The organism is Rhizobium sp. CB3090 (assembly GCF_029714285.1).
Taxonomy (GTDB): domain Bacteria; phylum Pseudomonadota; class Alphaproteobacteria; order Rhizobiales; family Rhizobiaceae; genus Rhizobium.
This window is the reverse complement of record NZ_CP121665.1, coordinates 224,028-241,478: the sequence shown is the minus strand read 5'-3', so window position 1 is coordinate 241,478 and position 17,451 is coordinate 224,028. Positions and strand designations below refer to the sequence as shown.

Sequence of the window (17,451 nt, the reverse complement as noted above, 5' to 3'; positions counted from 1 at the left end):
CTCGTAACCTATTTCTTGCCAGTGGCGGTTGGGAGCGAAAAATCGAAATACTTTCGCCGATGGCAATAGGCTCCGATTCTGCGCGTCGAGCAAGCGTTTTTTGGTTAACGAGTGGTTAATACATCGGTTTGCTTGCTTTATGAAATCAAGGATTTCGCGACAAACAGGGCCAAAAATCAGGGAATTACACCGCCTAACCGCGATATTGCCATGGCGTGCGCCCTATGCAAAAAACCGAGGAAATCGGCGGAGGCAGAGTTGAGGAAGTGATCGCCTTTCACGTCAAGCAGCCAAACGGCGTCGCGACCAACGAGAATCAGCAGATAATAGCGTCCTTTACAGGACTGCCTTACCATTCCCCCTTCAATCTGCCGAGATCGTCATCACAATATTCTGGCTGCCCGTCCGCTCCGCCGTGTGGCGTCATTATAGTAGCTTGAGGCTTGTTGCACCGAGCGATGACGAGACTGCTCCATAGCCTCTGGGAGAGGGATCCCGCGATTGGCCGCCTCGGTCAGATATCCCGACCGTAGCCCATGTGCGGAGAACTCCCCCGACTCCAAACCCGCCATCTCCGCCCGTTGCTTGAGGATCGCATTGACCGACTGCGGATCCAGTGCCCGCTTCGATACCGTTCCCCATCTTCCGATCCCCCGGAACACGCTACCCTTGTTGATCTTGGCGGCCGCCAGCCAGGCATTCAACGCCTCGACGGGCCGGCCGGTCAGATAGACGACCTCGTCCTGCTCGCCGGTAGACGTCTTGGTGCGCCCCAGATGAATCGCCAAAGAGGGGAGGGGAGGACCGTCTTCGATTTCGATCGGAGCTTCCATGGTCAGTTGCTCCAGGCAAAGGCCTGCGACTTCGCTGCGCCGCCGGCCGCCGGAGGCAAAGGCGACCATCAGAATTGCCCGGTCCCTGACATCGCGTAGGCTGTAGGTTGCGCAGGTCGCCAGCAGGCTCGCCAGAATATCGCCGGTCACCGCTTTCGCGCTCTTGCGGCGACGCTTCCGGGGCACGGCACGCACGGCCAGGCGGATAGCGGATTTGAGGGCAGGGGAGGCGAAGGCGCCGTCGAGGCCGCGCCATTTCGTCAGCGTCGACCAGTTCGCCAGCCGCCGACGCACGGTGGCCGGCGCATGCGGGCCGACGGTTTTCAGAAGGCCCTGGCGCCGGAGGTTCTCGTCGATATCGGCCGGCATGCCGTGATCGGGGTCGGTCCCACGTTTTTCTGGATCCCACAGGTGATGGGCGACGAACTTCAGGAGCAGCGCTTCTGGCGCCGGCCAGGGCAGGGATTTTCCGGTCGCGGCCAATCCCCAGGCTTCGAGGTAAGCCAGATCAGAGGTCAGGGCCCGCAGCGTATTATCGCCCATGCCCTGGTTGACGAGATGGCGCAGCGTCTCGACATCCTGGTCGGTCAAGAGTTCGGCGAGCTCGTCGCGGCGTTCCATCGGCAGCACCGCTGCGATGGTGTCGAGCTCGACGGCGCGCCGCTCGACATTGCTCAGGCTAGTAGACTTCCGCGGGGTGGCCATCAGTCGACCTCGACATGCGGCCGCCAGCGGCGGATGATCTGAACAATCTCCGGCTTGTAGGCATCGGGATAAGACAGCGTCTCCTCGCGGGCGATGAAGGTGAAGACGGTGATCATGTCCTCGCAGATTTCAGGATCGAGATCGGCAAGATCGGTGAGGTCGAAACCGCCATGCACCTCGGCATTCCACCAGGCCAGAATGAAGTTGGCGGCGCGGCGGCCCTGGCCGGTATCTTCGTGGGCGACATTGAGCAGCTTTTCGAGGGCGAAGCGGACGCGATCTTCCATGGAGAAAGCCTTTGTGGAGCGGGAATTGGCCCAGATTCGATGTGTCCGTCTTTTTAAACGAGCGGACCGCATGTCTTTGTCGCGTAACAATAATCGCTCATTCTAATTGAATGAACTTGAGTAGGTTCGGCGGAATTTTAGCCTGATTTGCAGCTCGATGTAAGGTGAGCGCTGATGAGCCGGAAGCCAGACAAGTTGAGCGTCGAGGAGGCAGCCTGGCTGAGGGCTGTGTCGCGCGAGAAGGTTATTCGTCCCTTAGCTCTTTTGCCTCGCCTTTCTGCCGCGCATGTGGGCAGGGCATGCCGAGAGCTGAAGTTGGGGCAAACGCGTTTCTACGAGCTGCTGAACCAGTATCGCGCATCGCCGGTCACGAGCTCGTTGCTGGATGCTATATCGGGACCTTCCAAGGGCAGAACGCTGTTGTCGCCGGACATCGAAGAGATCATTCAGGCGGCAATCCGCGATACCTACCGCAAACGTGAGCGGCCGACGGTTACCGCGCTTCACGATCGCGTGCGGCAAGTTTGCGATGAACGCGGAGTTCGCGCCCCATCGTGGACAGCCGTTCGGGCGCGGGTGGATTGCATCGATCCCGCGATACTTCTGCAGTGGAGGGAAGGCGCGAAGGCGGCCAAGCAAAAGTTCGGCTCGGTCGTGCAAGAATATAACGCCGACTACGCCCTTCAGATCGTTCAGATCGACCACACGCTGGTGGATGTGTTCATCGTAGATGCTGTCAGCCGGAAGCCGCTACAGCGGCCGTGGCTGACGCTGGCGATCGATATTGCCAGCCGAATGGTGGCTGGCTTCTATCTCAGCCTGGAGCGCCCTTCATCGACATCGGTCGCGCTGGCAATCCAGAACGTAGTGATGCCGAAAGCACCTCGGCTGCAGTCGATGGGTGTTGATGTCGTGTGGCCGGTTTTTGGATTGCCCGACGTCATTCATCTCGACAACGGAGCAGAATTCCATGGCAAGGCTCTCGTCAGGGGCGCCGCTGAGCACGGGATCGAGCTCATGTATAGGCCTGTCGCGCGGCCGCATTACGGTGGGCATATCGAACGGCTGATCGGAACCATGATGGGCGCCGTGCACCTGCTTCCGGGATCCACTTCAAGCAACATTGCCAAGCGAGGGTCTTACGATCCACAGAAACACGCCGCAATGACACTAGACGAATTGGAGAGATGGTTGGTCCTCCAGATCGTCGGCCGCTACCATGCCGACGTTCACAGTGTCTTGCTGCTTCCTCCGCGAACAGCCTGGGACGATGCGAAGGCCGCCCGTTCCCAGCCCGTGCGCTTGCCCCATGACCCGGAGCGATTTTTGCTCGATTTTCTGCCCTACAAGGAGCGCTGTATCCGCAGGGATGGCCTGCACCTGTTCGGAATTCGCTATTGGGATGACGTTCTAAGCCCTTTCGCAGGGCGATCATCCCGCCAACTGCGGGTCAAGTATGATCCCCGCGATCTTTCCTGTGTTTACTTGGAACAAGGAGACGGATCGATGTGGCCGGTACGTTTTGCGGCTCTGGACCGGCCGGCGATTACGCTCGGCGAACATCGTCTGGCGCGTGCCACTCTGAGAGCACGGGGAGCCAGCGCTGTCGATGAACAGCTAATTTTCCAAACTATCGCAGAGCAGAGAAGGCTTATGGAGAGCGCTGTGCAGCAGACCAGAGCCATGCGCCGCCATACCGAACGGACTGAGCGCGGGTTGGCAGCTTTTGATCGAACGACCGATTTGCCGGAATCGAATGACGAAGACGATGTCTGCATCGACATATCGCCATTGTCGGTGGAGGAATGGTCTTGAGCGACTATGCCCACCTTCTGCCGGCTTACCGAAGCCATGCCGAATTGAGCGATAATGAGCGCATTGCCTGGATCCGGGCGGATCGCTGGCTCGAAACGGCTCAGGCAAATTCGGCATTGATACGGCTCGAGGATCTGCTTTCCTATCCTCCACGTGATCGTATGCCCTGCCTCCTCCTGTATGGGGACACTGGTATGGGAAAAACAAAAATCATCCGCAAATTTCTTCGCAATCATCCCGCAATTTTCGACAGGGGAACCGGCGAAACCGTCATGCCGGTCGTGGCGATGCAGATGCCCGCGGAGCCGTTGGAGCGGGATGTGTACGGCGAGCTCTTAAATGCGCTCGGCGCACCTGGGCCAAGCAGTGACGCAGCATTCCGCCTCAAGTCGGTCTGTCGTAGCCTGATGCGCAGGATGGGCGTGCGAATGCTTGTGATCGACGAGATCCACGCAATGCTGACTGGCACGTTTCGCCAGCAGCGGATTTTTCTCAACGTAATCCGCTTTCTCGCCAATGATCTCAAGGTTCCGTTGATCTGCGCGGGCACGGATCTTGCCCAGCAGGCTCTTCTGACGGACCCACAGCTTGCCGAGCGGTTTGAAGCATTTCATCTTGAGCGTTGGTCTAACAATCAGCGCCTGACGCAGCTTCTTTCAAGCCTGGTATCCATTTTTCCGCTACGCCAGCCATCGGCCGTGACATCTCCGGCAGTTCGCCGGCGAGTCCTGGAGCTCACGGATGGCGTGACGGTGCGCATATTCAGGCTGATGGAGACCGTCGCTACTGACGCCATCCACAATGGCAGTGAATGTATCACCGCAGACAGCTTCAGCCGTGAGGATCTTGTGTTGCCGCTCGTCTCCATGGCGCGGCATTCGGAACGTTCGCTTCATCGGCGATCGGCGCGGTGAGGTCGATCCCACTCCTGCCGATCGCGCCGCGGCCTTATCCGGATGAGCTGATCTCGTCCTGGCAGGCCAGAGTGGCTTGTCGCTATGGATGCACGCCGGCCGAAATCGAGCTCTGGCTGGGGCATGGGGATCGGCCGTCGATGTTCGCCAGTTTCGAATTGTGCGATTTTCGTCCGGATCCGCTGGTCATCAGATTGTGGGCGCGGACCGCCAGATTAAAGATCGCCGATGTCGAAGCAATGATGCTGAGCCGACAGGTAAGGTCGATCGACTGGTATGTTTCCGATCACAGCCAGCGGGGCATTTGCTCCGACTGCCTTGATGAGGATGTGTCGGCCGGCCGGGATCACTATCTTCGTCGCGAATGGGCTCATGTTGAGGCTGCGGCTTGCGGCAAGCATCGCCGACTGCTGCAAGATTTCTGCGATCGCTGTTTCGCGCGGGGCCGATTCCGTTTCGAATGTAGCGAGGAAGGGGCGAGGCTCGTCTGCGGAGATTGCTCGACCGTGGTATCGGGCGGGCAAAATAAGATCGAGGGTGGGGCCGATCTGGATTTCCTCCTCATGCTGACGGCAGCTGTGGACGCCGCTATCGAAGGGAGGAAGGGTAGCGTCGCATTGAACGAGATAACAGCCGTGATCGAAACCTTGTGGTCGCGATCACAGGCGAATGGAAAGCCGTTCATCGCGTGGCTTGACCTGAAGCTGCCGTTTGGGCGTCTTCCCGTTTTCACCGCCCGTGGCAACCCGGTCGCCGGCCTGTCACTACCGTGGCGCGCCGCCACATTCGTGGCCGCAGCGCAGTTGCTTGATCTGGCGCAGGCAAGACGATGGTTGGGACCGCCACCCCCTTTCCTCAGGCAAGCATTTGCTGACCGAAAGCGCAATCCACTGCCGCAAGCCATCGAAACGCTTGATGCCGATAAGATTCTGGAAACTGCCCCGAAGCTCAAGCTTCGATCGGACGTGGAGTATCAACGTTTGGCCGAACAGATCTTGGCCAGCCACGATTGGAAGGCGATTTCCGAGACGAGGGGGCGCTTGCGTGATAGAAAGCTCGGCCGTCTCATGAACCAGGCCCTCAACAGCGAGGCAGGCAAAAGCGAAGCGCTTCGTCCTGCAGCGCCCTGACCGATGGCGGATGCCATTTCCGGCTACCACCTGCCGGGCTCTCTGCTTTGATCCACCTGGCGACAGCACGTAGCGACGGATTGGATCGGCAACCATGATCATCCAGTGGCCGGCCGGAATACGAAAGGAGTAAGTGTTTGAAAACAGAGCCTAACCTACAGCCGATCATTGAGACGACAACGGAAATCTGACAATCTGCGCTTCATGAAGCCAAAGAAGGAAAGCCGTAAGCCCGTAAAGCCTCCGTCAAAGCATTTGCTGCAACAGCTTGCGCAGACACCTGAGACGCTGTTTGCAAACGCGTTCCGCAACCAGTACGGCGCCATTTGCTTTCGCCGCAAGAATGGCGACCGCGAAGTCGAAATTCTGGTGATCACGTCCCGCGACACCGGGCGATGGATCGTCCCGAAAGGATGGCCGATAAAAGGCAAGGAGCCTCATGAAGCAGCCGCTACGGAAGCATGGGAGGAGGCCGGGGTTCGAGGCAAGGTGAGAAAGACACCAATCGGGCGCTACACCTATCTGAAAGAGCTCGAGGGCGGCAAAGTTGTCCCCTGCGTGGTAGAGATGTTTCAGGTGGAGGTCAAAGAGGTCGGGAGCCAGTTCAAAGAGCGGGGACAGCGTGTGGTCGATTGGGTTAGCCCTGACGAGGCGGCCCGGAGGGTGCGCGAGGTCGAGCTCAAATCGCTGCTCGTCAATTTCAAACCTCAAGACTAGACGCTTCTTGGCCTTGTGGTGCGTCGGCCGTTTCGGCGATGAACTTCAGGCCATTCCCATTCGATCTGATTGGATAGAAAAAAGGTGATGTATTGAGATCAGTGCTTTTTGATGTCGATGGCGTCCTTGTCCATGGCTATACAGGGCAGTTGCAGCGCCGCAGGCGCTGGGACGAACATTTGCTGGCCGACCTCGGGATTGATTCCTCCGCGTTCACCGAGTTCTTCATCAAGCAGGTATTTGAAAAAGAAGTTCTGACGGGTCGGAAGGCGCTGATTTCCGCTCTCGAAGAGACCCTTCCGAAATTGGGCTTCCATGGCTCGCCCTTTGTCGTTGCCAGTTATTGGCTTAATCGGGACAGCCACATCAACATGCAATTGTTGGAGCTTGTCCGCCAAATTCGGCGAACAGGGCAGGTTCGGCTATATGTCGCCACCAATCAGGAGCACATGCGTGCCTTCCATCTTTGGAATCGCCACGGCTTTGAAAACCTATTCGATGATATGTTTCATGCTGCAAGGTTTGGCGAGCTAAAGCCGGGTCGCGGATTTTTTGAACGCGCCTCGGACATTCTTGGCGCCCAATCTGAGCCGCCACTTTTCTTCGATGACTCTGAGGCAGTCGTAGAAGCTGTCAATGCGTTCGGCTGGGAAGGGGTCCTGTATCAAGATGTTTCCGATTGCGCCGAGCACCCTTGGATTGCTCAGCTGTTGTCGCAGCACGCCTGAATTTGCAAGTAAAATGCCTATAGGAGACTAACTGTGAGAGGAAAACGGTGGGACCAATATGGCCTGATGGAAGCGCGATTGTCGGCGACGATGTCGAAAGATCCAGCGCGCAAGGTGGGGGCTTGCATATTAAGATCCGATGGGACGGTCGCCTCAAAGGGCTGGAATGGTTTCCCTCGCGGGTGCAATGACGATCCAAGGTTATACGAAGATCGGCGCCGGAAACTTCTCCGAGTTGTGCATGCAGAGGCTAATGCAATCGTTTCCGCGGGACAGTCGTTGAAAGATTGCACGCTGTATGTAAGTCCACTCCACCCGTGCGCCACCTGTGCCAGCCTAATTATCCAGAGTGGCATCGTTCGAGTGGTAACCGATCACCTGTCTGACTCCCCCAGGTGGAAAGAAGCATTCGACGAAGCGCGAGAAATGTTTGGGGAGGCCGGCGTCATAGTGGACGTCGTGGATCCAGACATATTGGATTGAGCACTACTTGCCGTGCTGCATCGCTCCCTGACCGATCGGATTCCCGTCTCCGATTTGATTTGGGATGACGTGCCAACAGCATCGTGTTTGCAAATTTGCTACGGTTACCCCGAAACACGACCGAAGCCCTTAATTGCGGACGAGCCCGAAGCGGTAAGCTTCGTCTAGCAGAGCTTTCACGGAAGACGGTTGCCATTTCCGGCCGCCACGTACGGGTCGTTCCCCCATTTGATCCAGTTGCGTGGCAATGTCGCGTAGCGACAGATTGGGATCGGCGATGGTGATCGCGGCGACCAGTTTCATCAGATGGTCTTCGGGTGCGCGACGTGGCGAGCGGGCCAACAACTCTGGTTCCGCCAGCTTCTCACGAACCATCCGGTGAACAGCGCGGCGGAGCCGCTCGACCGTCCAGTCATGGCCACGGCGGTTAAGGACACGGACGACATTGTCCCAACTATGCTGGGGCCGGAGCTGCCGCACGGTCGGGATCCACGTCTGCGCCGATGAGATCAGTTCGTCGAGATAAAGTTTCTCACGCGCTTGCGACACCGCCTTGATCGCTTCCGGTCGGCGCTCGCGCAGACCGGGATTGCCGGGAAGCTTGCCTCTGGCTTTCGCAGCCTTGATGCCAGCTTTGGTTCGTTCTGCGATCAGGGCGCGCTCGAGCTGTGCGACGGCCCCAAGCACCTGCAGCGAGAACATGCCCTGCGGTGTGGATGTGTCGATCGGATCGCGCAGCGAGCGGAAATGCACGCCGCGCCCTTCGAGGTCTTCGATCACCTGCAGCAGATGGCTGACCGATCGGGCCAGACGGTCGAGACGAACGACCACCAGTACGTCGCCGGCGGCGAGATCCTTCAGCAGCTTTATGAGCACCGGTCTCGCCCGGGATAAGCCGGATCCATGCTCCTGGTGAATGCGGTGGCAGCCGGCGGCGCGCAGCTCGTCGATCTGGGCGTCGTTGAGCTGATCGTCGGTCGAAACCCGCGCGTAGCCGATCAATCGCTGCGGCGGGGAAGGGGAACTGACGGTTGCAACCTGAGGCATCAGTTTTGGCTCATTTTTGAGGGCGTTTGTACAGATAATGAATGCGTGAGAAAATGAAGGTTTGCAAGCGTGTTTTATGGCTCAAATGGAGCGGCATTCAGCGCGTTTTCTCGCTTGAGCCCGGCGACCGCTCATCGCGACCCCTGAAGGCGCACCAGCGGGCATCCATGGCGGAAATGCCGTAAATCGGCGGTTTCTGAGGGGAGCGAAGCGGAACCGGTTATGTTGGACAGCCTTCGCTACCAAGGGGCGGTCGGGGAGGGGAGGAGCTCGACCCGTCCGGCGCGTCACTTCCGCTCGATCAGGCAGAATTTTCCACCGATCCTAAATGAAAAAGCTGCAAAAAGCCCGGATTTGCAGGCTTTCCGCCGATCCTCAAGGACTGACACGATGGATTCGCACCTTCTGTCAATCTACCATCGATAACCGATACTTATCGATGGTAAGGCGCCACAGAAAAACATCGTCCGAGCAACGGAAATAAAAGTCAAAGTGACTTCTCTATAGCAAAAAAATACCGTTAATTCTGATGGTTAATAAAGTAGAAATCAGAAGATCCGATTCCAAGAAGCGGGTAAAAGGGGCTGATTTGGGGGCACTGCCGAAGCGCTGGGCAATTGTGCCGTCGATGTTCTTCTACCATAATCGGTGACGAAGCATAAGACGGCATTGGGACCAGAGGGGTGGGTAGCGGCAAGATGCACGAGATCGATATCGAGGGGCTCGACGAAGCCACGCTGATGGCACTGCATGGACGTATCGTCGAACGGCTGCATTTTCTGCATCAGCAAAAGACCGCCGCTGCCCTGCAAGAGATCAAGATCGGCAGCGGTGTCATGTTCGAGGGGCCGGATGGAAGAACGATCAGGGGCATCGTCATCCGCCGCAATCGCAAGACCGTGACGGTTCACACCGACGATGAGAAGCACTGGAACGTCTCGCCGTCGTTGCTGACGCTTGTGGGCCGGCATGGTCTGGATGGAGAGGCGTCCAAAGACGGCCGTGTCCTGCCGTTTACGAAGCCCGGCGGCAGATAACAGCACTCAGGCTTTTGCCGCGACAAGGCTTGCCAACGGCGGGATGGTCTGGCCGCTGATGCCGAGCCGGTCGCCGAGGTAGTGGAAAAAGGACAGTCGGAGCTTTTTGCAGGTCTTCATCAGACCGAGCATGGTGTCGCGCGCAACGAGGCCGTCCCGGCTTAAGGTACCGCCCGAGATCTTTCGCTTGGTGACGAAGGTCCGCAAGTCGTTCTCCGACGCGTTTGTGTGCAATGGAATATGTGGATACTCAAGCACCTTTAGCAGTTCGTCTTTTCGCCGATGCAGGCGCGTCAGCAGTTGATCGAGGGCGTCATAGCCAGTGTGCAGGGTAAAGATCCTGTCGAACCGTCGTCGGAAGGCAGGGATTGCCTGCGGGGAGGGTCTCTGTTTCCAGGCCTTCAGCGCTTTGTAAAAGCGCCAGACGAGATCACGAATAAGCGCGACAGATCGCTCCTCCTTGGCGGTGGCCGGCATGAGCTTTTGTAGAAGGCGCTCGCTATGGACCCAGCACAGGGCATGATTTCCGACACGGAACTGTCCGGCATCGTCAGAGACGATCACCACGTCGCCCAGTAGGCCGTGATGGCGCAGGGACCCCCAGAGACCAGCTTCGGCCAGGACTCCGATCCCTTGCCTGTCGAAAATATCGATGCCCTTGCCGGCCAGATATTCCAGGAACTGCACCTGATTGCAGAAGCCTTGCGGCTCGAAAGTGCGCAGTCTGGCAACAAGGCCCGGATCGCCACGACGCTCTTCCAGATAGTCGAATGCCGCGTCATTGAGGACATAATCCCGGTAGTTGCCGCGCAGCAGCGACAGGAAGTTCAGTCGCGATTTCGATTTCGTGGTGCGGAAGACGGTAAAATGGTCGCCGCCGATCTGCGTCGTATAAAAATTACCATGAGCGTGACGGGCACCGGTGTCATCGACCGTGATATAGGGGTCGTTTGCGGGAGGGGGCGGAATACTACCTTAAGCGAAATCCTGACGCACGCGGATAGTTAAGCCGGTCCCTTTGAACCGTCGGTCATGTTCTCCATGCTGGCCGTATCCAACATTCCAAGAACCCGGCCACTTAACGTTTTCAATTCCGGTCGCTGTGGCAGCTTTGAATGAGGTCCACACGGCTTCACTATGATGCCGGTAGAGAATGCCCCCTGGCCCCATCTCCGGATAGAAAGCGACATGAATATCAAAGTCCGAAGCAGCTACTAAATCGGGGCCGAACCAGTAGGAAGGGCTTCGTCCTGGCTGTCTCCCAACGACCAGAGTGAGAGTTTGCTTCGGTCCGCGCGTACCTAGCCAGACTGGAGCGATGGTCTCTGGAGAATGTGCGGTGAACAGCGTCTGCTCAGGTGCCCAGGGCTTCTGAGCCGTCCGTCCTACAACGCGAAATTCAACAACGCTTCCGCGACCGATCAATCCGGTAAAGAGTGCGTCAGATTTACCGTCCCCAACGCGCTGCCATTCAGTAGAAGCGGCGGTGGGCATAGGTGGCCATTGCAATCGCTCCCGTGCAACGCCCTCCGTGTCGAGCACCTGATATTTTAGCCCGTTTTCATCGAGCGCAGCCTGGATGCAGTGAAGATATTCAACACCTTCAGGCATTCTATGTGCTGTGCCGGCTCCAGCGGTGCAAATCTGAAGCACTCCTCGGTGCACCTGGACGTCATATGCGAGAATATGGCTGCAGACATAGGCAAGGACGTTCGCATCCACCAGTATATTCCAGAACTCATCAGCATACTCATGGCCGATTTCACGTTGGTAAGTTCCGGAAAAGCCGTTGACTGGAAATACCGGATGGTGGCCAAGCACGATTTTATATTTTGCATCAGCGTGCTGCTTGAGCGTTCTCTGCAACCATTCAGTTTCGACATGCCCCTCTCCACCGAGACCGGTCCAAAGCGTATGAACGAAGACCAACAATAAGTCGTCTCGACGGACCCAATAAGACAGCCCTTTCTGGTCCGCTGGACCGTTGTCTGGAAGCTGTAAGACTTCGCGAAAAATGTCCTCGCTCATCTTGTCGTATGCTGTGTGATTGCCTGTGGTATGCCACATCGGGATTTTCTGGCGGTCGAGCCATGCCATTTCGACTTCAAACCAGTGTTTCCACTGTTCGCGTAAAGCATCCGGATGAGGAGTTAGGCCGATTATTTCATCACCCGGAAACAGTATGAACTCAGGCTGTGGTGCCAGGCGCTTCACGATTGCGTTCACCTCAGCGAGCGTTCGTTCGTGCAGAGCGTTTGGAACGCCGGAACATGAATCGCCATACATTACGAACTGGTGGCCGCCCGATTTCGGAAGAAGCGCGGTGATAGGCTCATGTGCCATTGTTTAAATCTCTATTCCGTTTGAGAATGTCGTTGACGGTATTTTTGCTAATGCCGAGGTCTCTAGCGATCCAGCGATAGCTGCGGCCTTCAGCGATCAGCGCCATGACTTTCGGTGCAAGCCTATCTGACTTTGGTCGTTCTCCAGTTTGGCGGCCGAGTCTTCTGCCACGCGCTTTTGCAGCGGCTAGGCCGGACTTGACCCGCTCACTGATCAGATCGCGTTCGAATTCCGCAATGCCGGACAGGAAGGTTGCGAGCATTCGGCCGTGCGGAGAGGATAAATCGAAAGTCATCCCATTCATCGCGATGACTGAAACCTTCCAACTTTCCAGCTCGCGTAGCGTATTGAGAAGGTCGATGGTCGAACGGCCCCATCGGGACAGTTCAGTGACCAGGATGGCGTCGATCTGCCGGGCCTGTGCGAGGGCCATAATCTTACGGCGTTCAGCTCGGTCAAGCTTTGCGCCGGAACCCGTTTCTTTAAAAATTCCCGCCACTTCGTAACCGGCACGCTCGGCAAACGCCGTCAGGTCACGCTCCTGCCGCTCACATGACTGGTCGGCGGTCGAAACGCGGCAATAGATGGTGGCTCGCTGTCCCAATTGAACCCTTTTGGATTTTGATGCCGAAAGGCCTTGATTTGTATAAGCCGATCGTTGTCCAGAACAGACTATACTTCAATAGGGACAACGTTGCATGCCAAGGCGCACTATTCTGACCGAACGCCAGCGCGAGAGGCTATTTGATCTGCCGACCGACGAACCGTCATTGCTTCGACATTACATATTGAGTGACGAAGACCTGCGGCACATCAGGCAACGTCGTCGCCCTCGAAATCGATTGGGATTTGCTCTCCAGCTTTGCGCCTTCCGATATCCTGGCCGCCTCCTACAGCCAGGAGAGATGATCCCGCGATCGATGTTGGCCTTCATCGGTGCGCAGATCGGTGTCGTGGCTGAAGAACTTGCCGAGTACGGTGCCAGATCTGAAACGCGCTATCAACATTCGACGGCACTGCAGCAACTTTACGGCTATCGACCATTTGAAGGCCAGATTCGCGCAAACATGCTCATTTGGCTCAAGGAGGCTGCGGAGAAGTCAAAAACGAATGACTTATTGGCGGCCGAGTTCCTGGCGGAGCTGCGCCGTCGCCATGTCATCGTCCCGGCGGCCTCGACCGTCGAACGGTGCTGTGCCGACGCTTTGGTTGCCGCAGAACGTGCAATCGCGTCCCGCATCACTTGGCGTCTGGATGCACAAAGCCGCACTCGGCTGTTGTCCCTGCTTTCCGAAGCGGTCGATGGTCGGATTACGCGTTTTGTGTGGTTGCGTCAGTTCGAAGCCGGTTCCAATTCCAACGATATGAACAGCCTCCTCGACCGGCTGGACTTTTTGCGCAAGCTCGCCATCAATATTGGCACCCTCGACGATATCCCGCCTTTCCGCATGACTGGTTTGCGTCGTCAAGGCGAACGTTATTCCGCCGATGGAATGCGGGATCTGCCGGAAACTCGACGATTGGCGATATTGGCTGCGTGCGTCGTGGAGTGGACGGCCATGTTGGCGGATGTCGCTGTCGAAACGCATGATCGTATCGTCGGAAAGCTCTATCGCGCATGTGAACGCAAACGAGATGAGCTGTTGCAGGCCGAGCGCGCTTCGATCGGCGACACGCTGAAAATGCTTTCCCGCTTTGGCGGCGCATTGATCACCGCGCATGATGAGCAGGACGATTTGGGACTAGCCATCGCGGAAGGTGGTGGTTGGGAATTGCTCCGCCAAACTGTCGCGCAGGCGGCCGCGCTGACAGGCAAGGTCTCGGCAGATCCGCTGGAATTCGTGACTGACGGATATGCCCGTTTCCGGAGGTATGCGCCTCGGTTTCTGGAAATCCTGACGTTCCGAGGTGGGCGCGGCGCGGATTCGCTTCTCGAAGCATTGGAAGTGCTGCGCCGTCTCAATCGCCGCGGACATCGCACTTTGCCAGTCAATGCACCGCTCGACTTCGCTCGAGCCAAGTGGCGCAAAAGGATTCTGACGGATGGAAAACCCGATCGGCAAGTATGGGAAATCGGGATCTTGTTCGAACTTCGCAACGCGCTGCGCTCGGGCGACATCTGGCTGGCTGACAGCAGGCGGTATCGCGAGATCAGCACAGCACTGGTCCCGATTGAAACCGTCTCCGAAACTGCACGGCTGGCTGTTCCGCTGGAAGCCGACGACTGGCTTCGCCAGCGAAGCCAGATCCTCAAACGCGGCATGACGCAAATCGAATGTGCCAACGAGGCTGGTATTCTTGCAGGTGGGGCCATCGTCGACGGCAGGCTTCAGATCGATCGGCTCGAAAAGGCGACACCAGAGGAGGCTGCCGCACTCGTCCTGAAACTCTATGAAAGCATGCCGCTCGTTCGGATCACGGACATCCTCATTGAGGTCGATGAAAAGCTGCACTTCACCGATGCCTTCACCGATCTCCGTACGGGTATCGCCTGCGGCGACCGCATTGGTATCCTGACTGTTCTGCTCGCTGACGGCGTCAATCTCGGTCTCAGGAAGATGGCTGACGCCAGCGACACTCACACTTTCTGGGAGTTGCTGCGGATCGGTAAATGGCACGTTAGAGAGGAGACAACGGCACGCGCCCTTGCGATGATTGTTGAGGCACAGTCGAAATTACCTATGGCCCGCTTCTGGGGTGACGGAACCACTTCGTCTTCTGATGGTCAGCACTTCGCCGCAGGGTCGACCGGAGAAGCATTGAACGTCGTCAATGCCCGGTATGGCAATGAGCCTGGGCTTTCGGCATACAGTCACGTCTCTGATCAATATGCACCATATTCGACGCAGGTTATTCCCGCGACTGCTCACGAAGCGCCCTATATTCTCGATGGTCTGTTGCAGAATGACACCGGAAGGCAAATCCGCGAGCATTATGCTGATACGGGCGGCTTTACGGATCATGTTTTTGCCATCTGCTCTGTTCTCGGCTTCCGGTTCGCACCGAGAATCCGCGACCTGCCGGACAAGCGGATCTATGTTCCCGCGATCAACGAGGTGCCCCCGTGCTTCAGCCGATGATCGGCGGCCGGATCAACATTCGGCTAATCCGTGAAAATTGGCCCGATATCCTGCGGCTCGCCGCCAGCATGGCCGCCGGGACCGTCGTGCCCAGCCAAATTCTTCGAAAACTTGCCGCCTATCCACGTCAGAACAGCCTGGCAGTGGCGCTCAGAGAGGTCGGGCGTCTCGAGCGCTCTATCTTCATGCTCGACTGGCTGAGCGACATTGATCTACAGCGCCGGGCGCAAATCGGATTGAACAAGGGCGAGGCGCATCATGCCCTGAAGCGTGCGGTCAACTTCAACAGGCGAGGTGAAATTCGAGACCGCTCGTCCGACGGACAGCAACATCGAATTGCTGGCCTCAACCTCCTCACAGCCGTCATCATCTATTGGAACGCATGGAAGCTCGGCGAAATCGTTGCCGAGCAAATTGACAGCGGTGAGCAGATCGACCTTGGGCTCCTGCCTCATGTCTCACCGCTCGGATGGGAGCATATAACGCTCACGGGAGAATATCGATGGCCGCCGTTAAGGTAGTATATCGCCCCCTCCCGCAAATGACCCCATATAGGAGGACGACACCAGGCCGGCATGCAGCACCGCCGCGTCCTCGGCGACAAACCCATCCAGCTCTTTGGTCAGAAGGCGCACGACCTGGCGCTTAGAGATCTCGACGCCGACATCATTCAACAACGTCGTCAGCCGCCCAGTCGTCACCTGTCCTTGCGCATGCAGCATCAGGCAGAGCCGCCTGATGTTCGGGCCGTAGCCGCCCATGATCCCCATGGGCAGCGGCGCGATCACCGTCTTCCCATCTGGCATGATCCAGCATTCCCGCCGGTAGTGCACAAGCTCGGCCGTGAGAACCAGTTCCCGCACGAAGCAGCTTTTGTAGCCTTTGAAGCGCGAACCGGCCGGAACGTTTGCACGTAAAACCTCCTCTCGGCTGACCCGCTTCACATCGAGCTTCGGGCCGCGTGGCCTCTTCTTGCCCGCCGGCTTGTCGCTCGCGCCATCGGTTGCTTTCTCCATGCCGGATGGTCGAAACGGCGGGCGCGGCGGCAGGTTCTTCAGCCGCGCGATCTCGTCGCGCAAAAGTTGGTTCTCGACCTTCAGACGGGTGTTTTCCAGGCGAAGCGCCGCGTTTTCTTCACGAAGGGCCGCGTTCTCGGCCTCAAGTCTCGCAAGGCGAACTTCAGCCCGCTCCGCTCGTTCCAACAGGCCGGTCACCAAACTGCGCAACGCCTTCAGCGAAAGCGTCTCGGCATGCTCAGGGGAGGGAAGCCGTCTCTTTGCCATCCCGAGACTGAATCATGATTTGCCCCAGCCAAGGAATCCCAGCGCCGGAAATCAAATCGCAGACCACGCGCTTGTGCACACTTCTCTACGGTCCTCGGCGAAAGTCCGCCAACCAAAATGCCCCACTTACACGTGGGGGTAAGTGGGGAAGATTTGGTGGCTGTGGCTTCCACTTCCCGATTTCAATTGAAGCGGTAAGCTGAAAATCCGCCGCCCGCTTTTCACCTAACGATTTCATGATCCCGGCAGGGGAGGGGCCTCAAAGCCCCGACGCCTTGGTGAGATTGATCTGGAAACGATCGCGGCGCCGCTGATATTTGCGGGTCATTTCCGCACTGGCATGGCCAAGCTGTTTCTGAACGTAGCGCCCGTCGACTTCGGCCGAGGAGTCGCGTTCAGGGTGGGTTGCTTTAGCGGTCCCCGTCATTCTTGAGTTTTGATCTCCCGTCGCGATCCGAGACCTCGTCGGCATTCGCATGGACAGCGAATACATATCCCTTCTTAATTTGCCGTGAATCCTCAGCCGACGGCATAGTGTTGGTTGGCGTCTCAATCTGGCTGCAACCATGACGTGACCTGTGCGCAATTCGCGCCGGCGTTGTTGAGCGGAACAGCAAAATGCCGCTATCTGCTCGCAACGGTTGCGATCGGAACTGAAGTAACATTTTGACAACAATACGTTGCAATTATTCACAAGGATAGCAATTTTTAGATACGCATAGAAACATTCTGAAATACAATCCCACCGTTTTCTGCAATCCTAATAAGGCTCGATTCGTCGAGAAAGGCGTAATTAACCAATAGGTTATGTGGAGTATGGTTTGGTAATTCAAGCAGGCGACGATGTTTCCAGTCATTGTGAGCCATATCGCAGGAGACGACGGGGTCCTTTAACCCGCGTTGATGACGCCGCACTCATTATCTACCCTGCTCAAAGCGCCGCTTGCGAAGGCTATTGCCGCCGTGACGGCGCAAGCCGGGCCCCTAGTGATGGTAGTCCCGCTACCGCTAGCCTCTTAAGAGAACCTCGATACGGATAACCGGTCGAC

The 17,451-nt window shown here is 57.4% G+C and carries 14 protein-coding genes and 2 pseudogenes; 8 read left to right on the top strand and 8 right to left on the bottom strand.

All coding sequences use genetic code 11. The annotated features are described in order from the left end of the window. Positions 1–383: 383 nt before the first annotated feature. Both QA646_RS30585 and QA646_RS30580 read right to left on the bottom strand, forming a co-directional pair. On the bottom strand, positions 384–1,538 hold the full coding sequence (locus QA646_RS30585; RefSeq protein WP_283061124.1) for a site-specific integrase: 1,155 nt from the start codon (positions 1,536–1,538) through the stop codon (positions 384–386). Then, positions 1,538–1,825 (bottom strand): hypothetical protein, encoded by a 288-nt coding sequence (locus tag QA646_RS30580; protein WP_283061123.1) that lies wholly within the window; start codon positions 1,823–1,825, stop codon positions 1,538–1,540. The genes QA646_RS30585 and QA646_RS30580 overlap by 1 nt, the downstream gene beginning before the upstream one ends. A gap of 174 nt (positions 1,826–1,999) precedes the next feature. Here QA646_RS30580 and QA646_RS30575 point away from each other — a divergent pair, with 174 nt between their 5' ends. From QA646_RS30575 to QA646_RS30555, 5 genes are all read left to right on the top strand, one after another. Then, the gene (locus tag QA646_RS30575; RefSeq protein WP_283060833.1) at positions 2,000–3,640 is read left to right on the top strand and encodes a Mu transposase C-terminal domain-containing protein; all 1,641 of its coding nucleotides are present in this window, start codon (positions 2,000–2,002) and stop codon (positions 3,638–3,640) included. Beyond that, entirely contained in the window at positions 3,631–4,554 is a 924-nt protein-coding gene (locus tag QA646_RS30570) for a TniB family NTP-binding protein (protein ID WP_283060834.1), read from the top strand. The genes QA646_RS30575 and QA646_RS30570 overlap by 10 nt, the downstream gene beginning before the upstream one ends. Continuing rightward, positions 4,551–5,684, top strand: coding sequence for a TniQ family protein (locus QA646_RS30565; RefSeq protein ID WP_283060835.1), 1,134 nt, complete (start codon positions 4,551–4,553; stop codon positions 5,682–5,684). The genes QA646_RS30570 and QA646_RS30565 overlap by 4 nt, the downstream gene beginning before the upstream one ends. 204 nt (positions 5,685–5,888) lie before the next feature. After that, positions 5,889–6,401, top strand: a complete 513-nt coding sequence (locus tag QA646_RS30560) for an NUDIX hydrolase (protein ID WP_283060836.1) — start codon at positions 5,889–5,891, stop codon at positions 6,399–6,401. Positions 6,402–6,502: 101 nt separating this feature from the next. Then, positions 6,503–7,129, top strand: coding sequence for an HAD family hydrolase (locus QA646_RS30555; protein ID WP_349254280.1), 627 nt, complete (start codon positions 6,503–6,505; stop codon positions 7,127–7,129). A 612-nt stretch (positions 7,130–7,741) separates the two neighbouring features. Here QA646_RS30555 and QA646_RS30550 read toward each other — a convergent pair. Then, positions 7,742–8,659: a recombinase family protein gene (locus QA646_RS30550; RefSeq protein WP_283060838.1), complete on the bottom strand. Its 918-nt coding sequence runs from the start codon at positions 8,657–8,659 to the stop codon at positions 7,742–7,744. A 698-nt stretch (positions 8,660–9,357) separates the two neighbouring features. Here QA646_RS30550 and QA646_RS30545 point away from each other — a divergent pair. Continuing rightward, complete coding sequence (locus QA646_RS30545) at positions 9,358–9,696, top strand: hypothetical protein (RefSeq protein ID WP_283061122.1); 339 nt, start codon at positions 9,358–9,360, stop codon at positions 9,694–9,696. A gap of 6 nt (positions 9,697–9,702) precedes the next feature. Here QA646_RS30545 and QA646_RS30540 read toward each other — a convergent pair whose 3' ends face one another. Then, entirely contained in the window at positions 9,703–10,383 is a 681-nt protein-coding gene (locus QA646_RS30540; protein ID WP_283061121.1) for a transposase, read from the bottom strand. On the opposite strand from QA646_RS30540, the gene QA646_RS30535 reads away from it, so the two are divergent. Next, the gene (locus QA646_RS30535; RefSeq protein ID WP_283061120.1) at positions 10,330–10,704 is read left to right on the top strand and encodes a hypothetical protein; all 375 of its coding nucleotides are present in this window, start codon (positions 10,330–10,332) and stop codon (positions 10,702–10,704) included. The genes QA646_RS30540 and QA646_RS30535 overlap by 54 nt on opposite strands. Here the strand turns inward: QA646_RS30535 and QA646_RS30530 are convergent. Together QA646_RS30530 and QA646_RS30525 are read right to left on the bottom strand one after the other, a co-directional pair. Beyond that, positions 10,672–12,039, bottom strand: coding sequence for a metallophosphoesterase (locus QA646_RS30530; protein ID WP_283058433.1), 1,368 nt, complete (start codon positions 12,037–12,039; stop codon positions 10,672–10,674). The genes QA646_RS30535 and QA646_RS30530 overlap by 33 nt on opposite strands. After that, positions 12,029–12,643 (bottom strand): recombinase family protein, encoded by a 615-nt coding sequence (locus QA646_RS30525; RefSeq protein ID WP_283058434.1) that lies wholly within the window; start codon positions 12,641–12,643, stop codon positions 12,029–12,031. The genes QA646_RS30530 and QA646_RS30525 overlap by 11 nt, the downstream gene beginning before the upstream one ends. A gap of 94 nt (positions 12,644–12,737) precedes the next feature. On the opposite strand from QA646_RS30525, the pseudogene QA646_RS30520 reads away from it, so the two are divergent. After that, positions 12,738–15,640, top strand: a pseudogene (locus QA646_RS30520) (Tn3 family transposase). Here the strand turns inward: QA646_RS30520 and QA646_RS30515 are convergent. Both QA646_RS30515 and QA646_RS30510 read right to left on the bottom strand, forming a co-directional pair. Next, the gene (locus QA646_RS30515; protein ID WP_283061119.1) at positions 15,632–16,336 is read right to left on the bottom strand and encodes a cell division protein ZapB; all 705 of its coding nucleotides are present in this window, start codon (positions 16,334–16,336) and stop codon (positions 15,632–15,634) included. The pseudogene QA646_RS30520 and the gene QA646_RS30515 overlap by 9 nt on opposite strands. Before the next feature lie 325 nt (positions 16,337–16,661). Continuing rightward, positions 16,662–16,790, bottom strand: a pseudogene (locus QA646_RS30510) (integrase); the annotation flags it as partial. Positions 16,791–17,451: the final 661 nt, after the last annotated feature.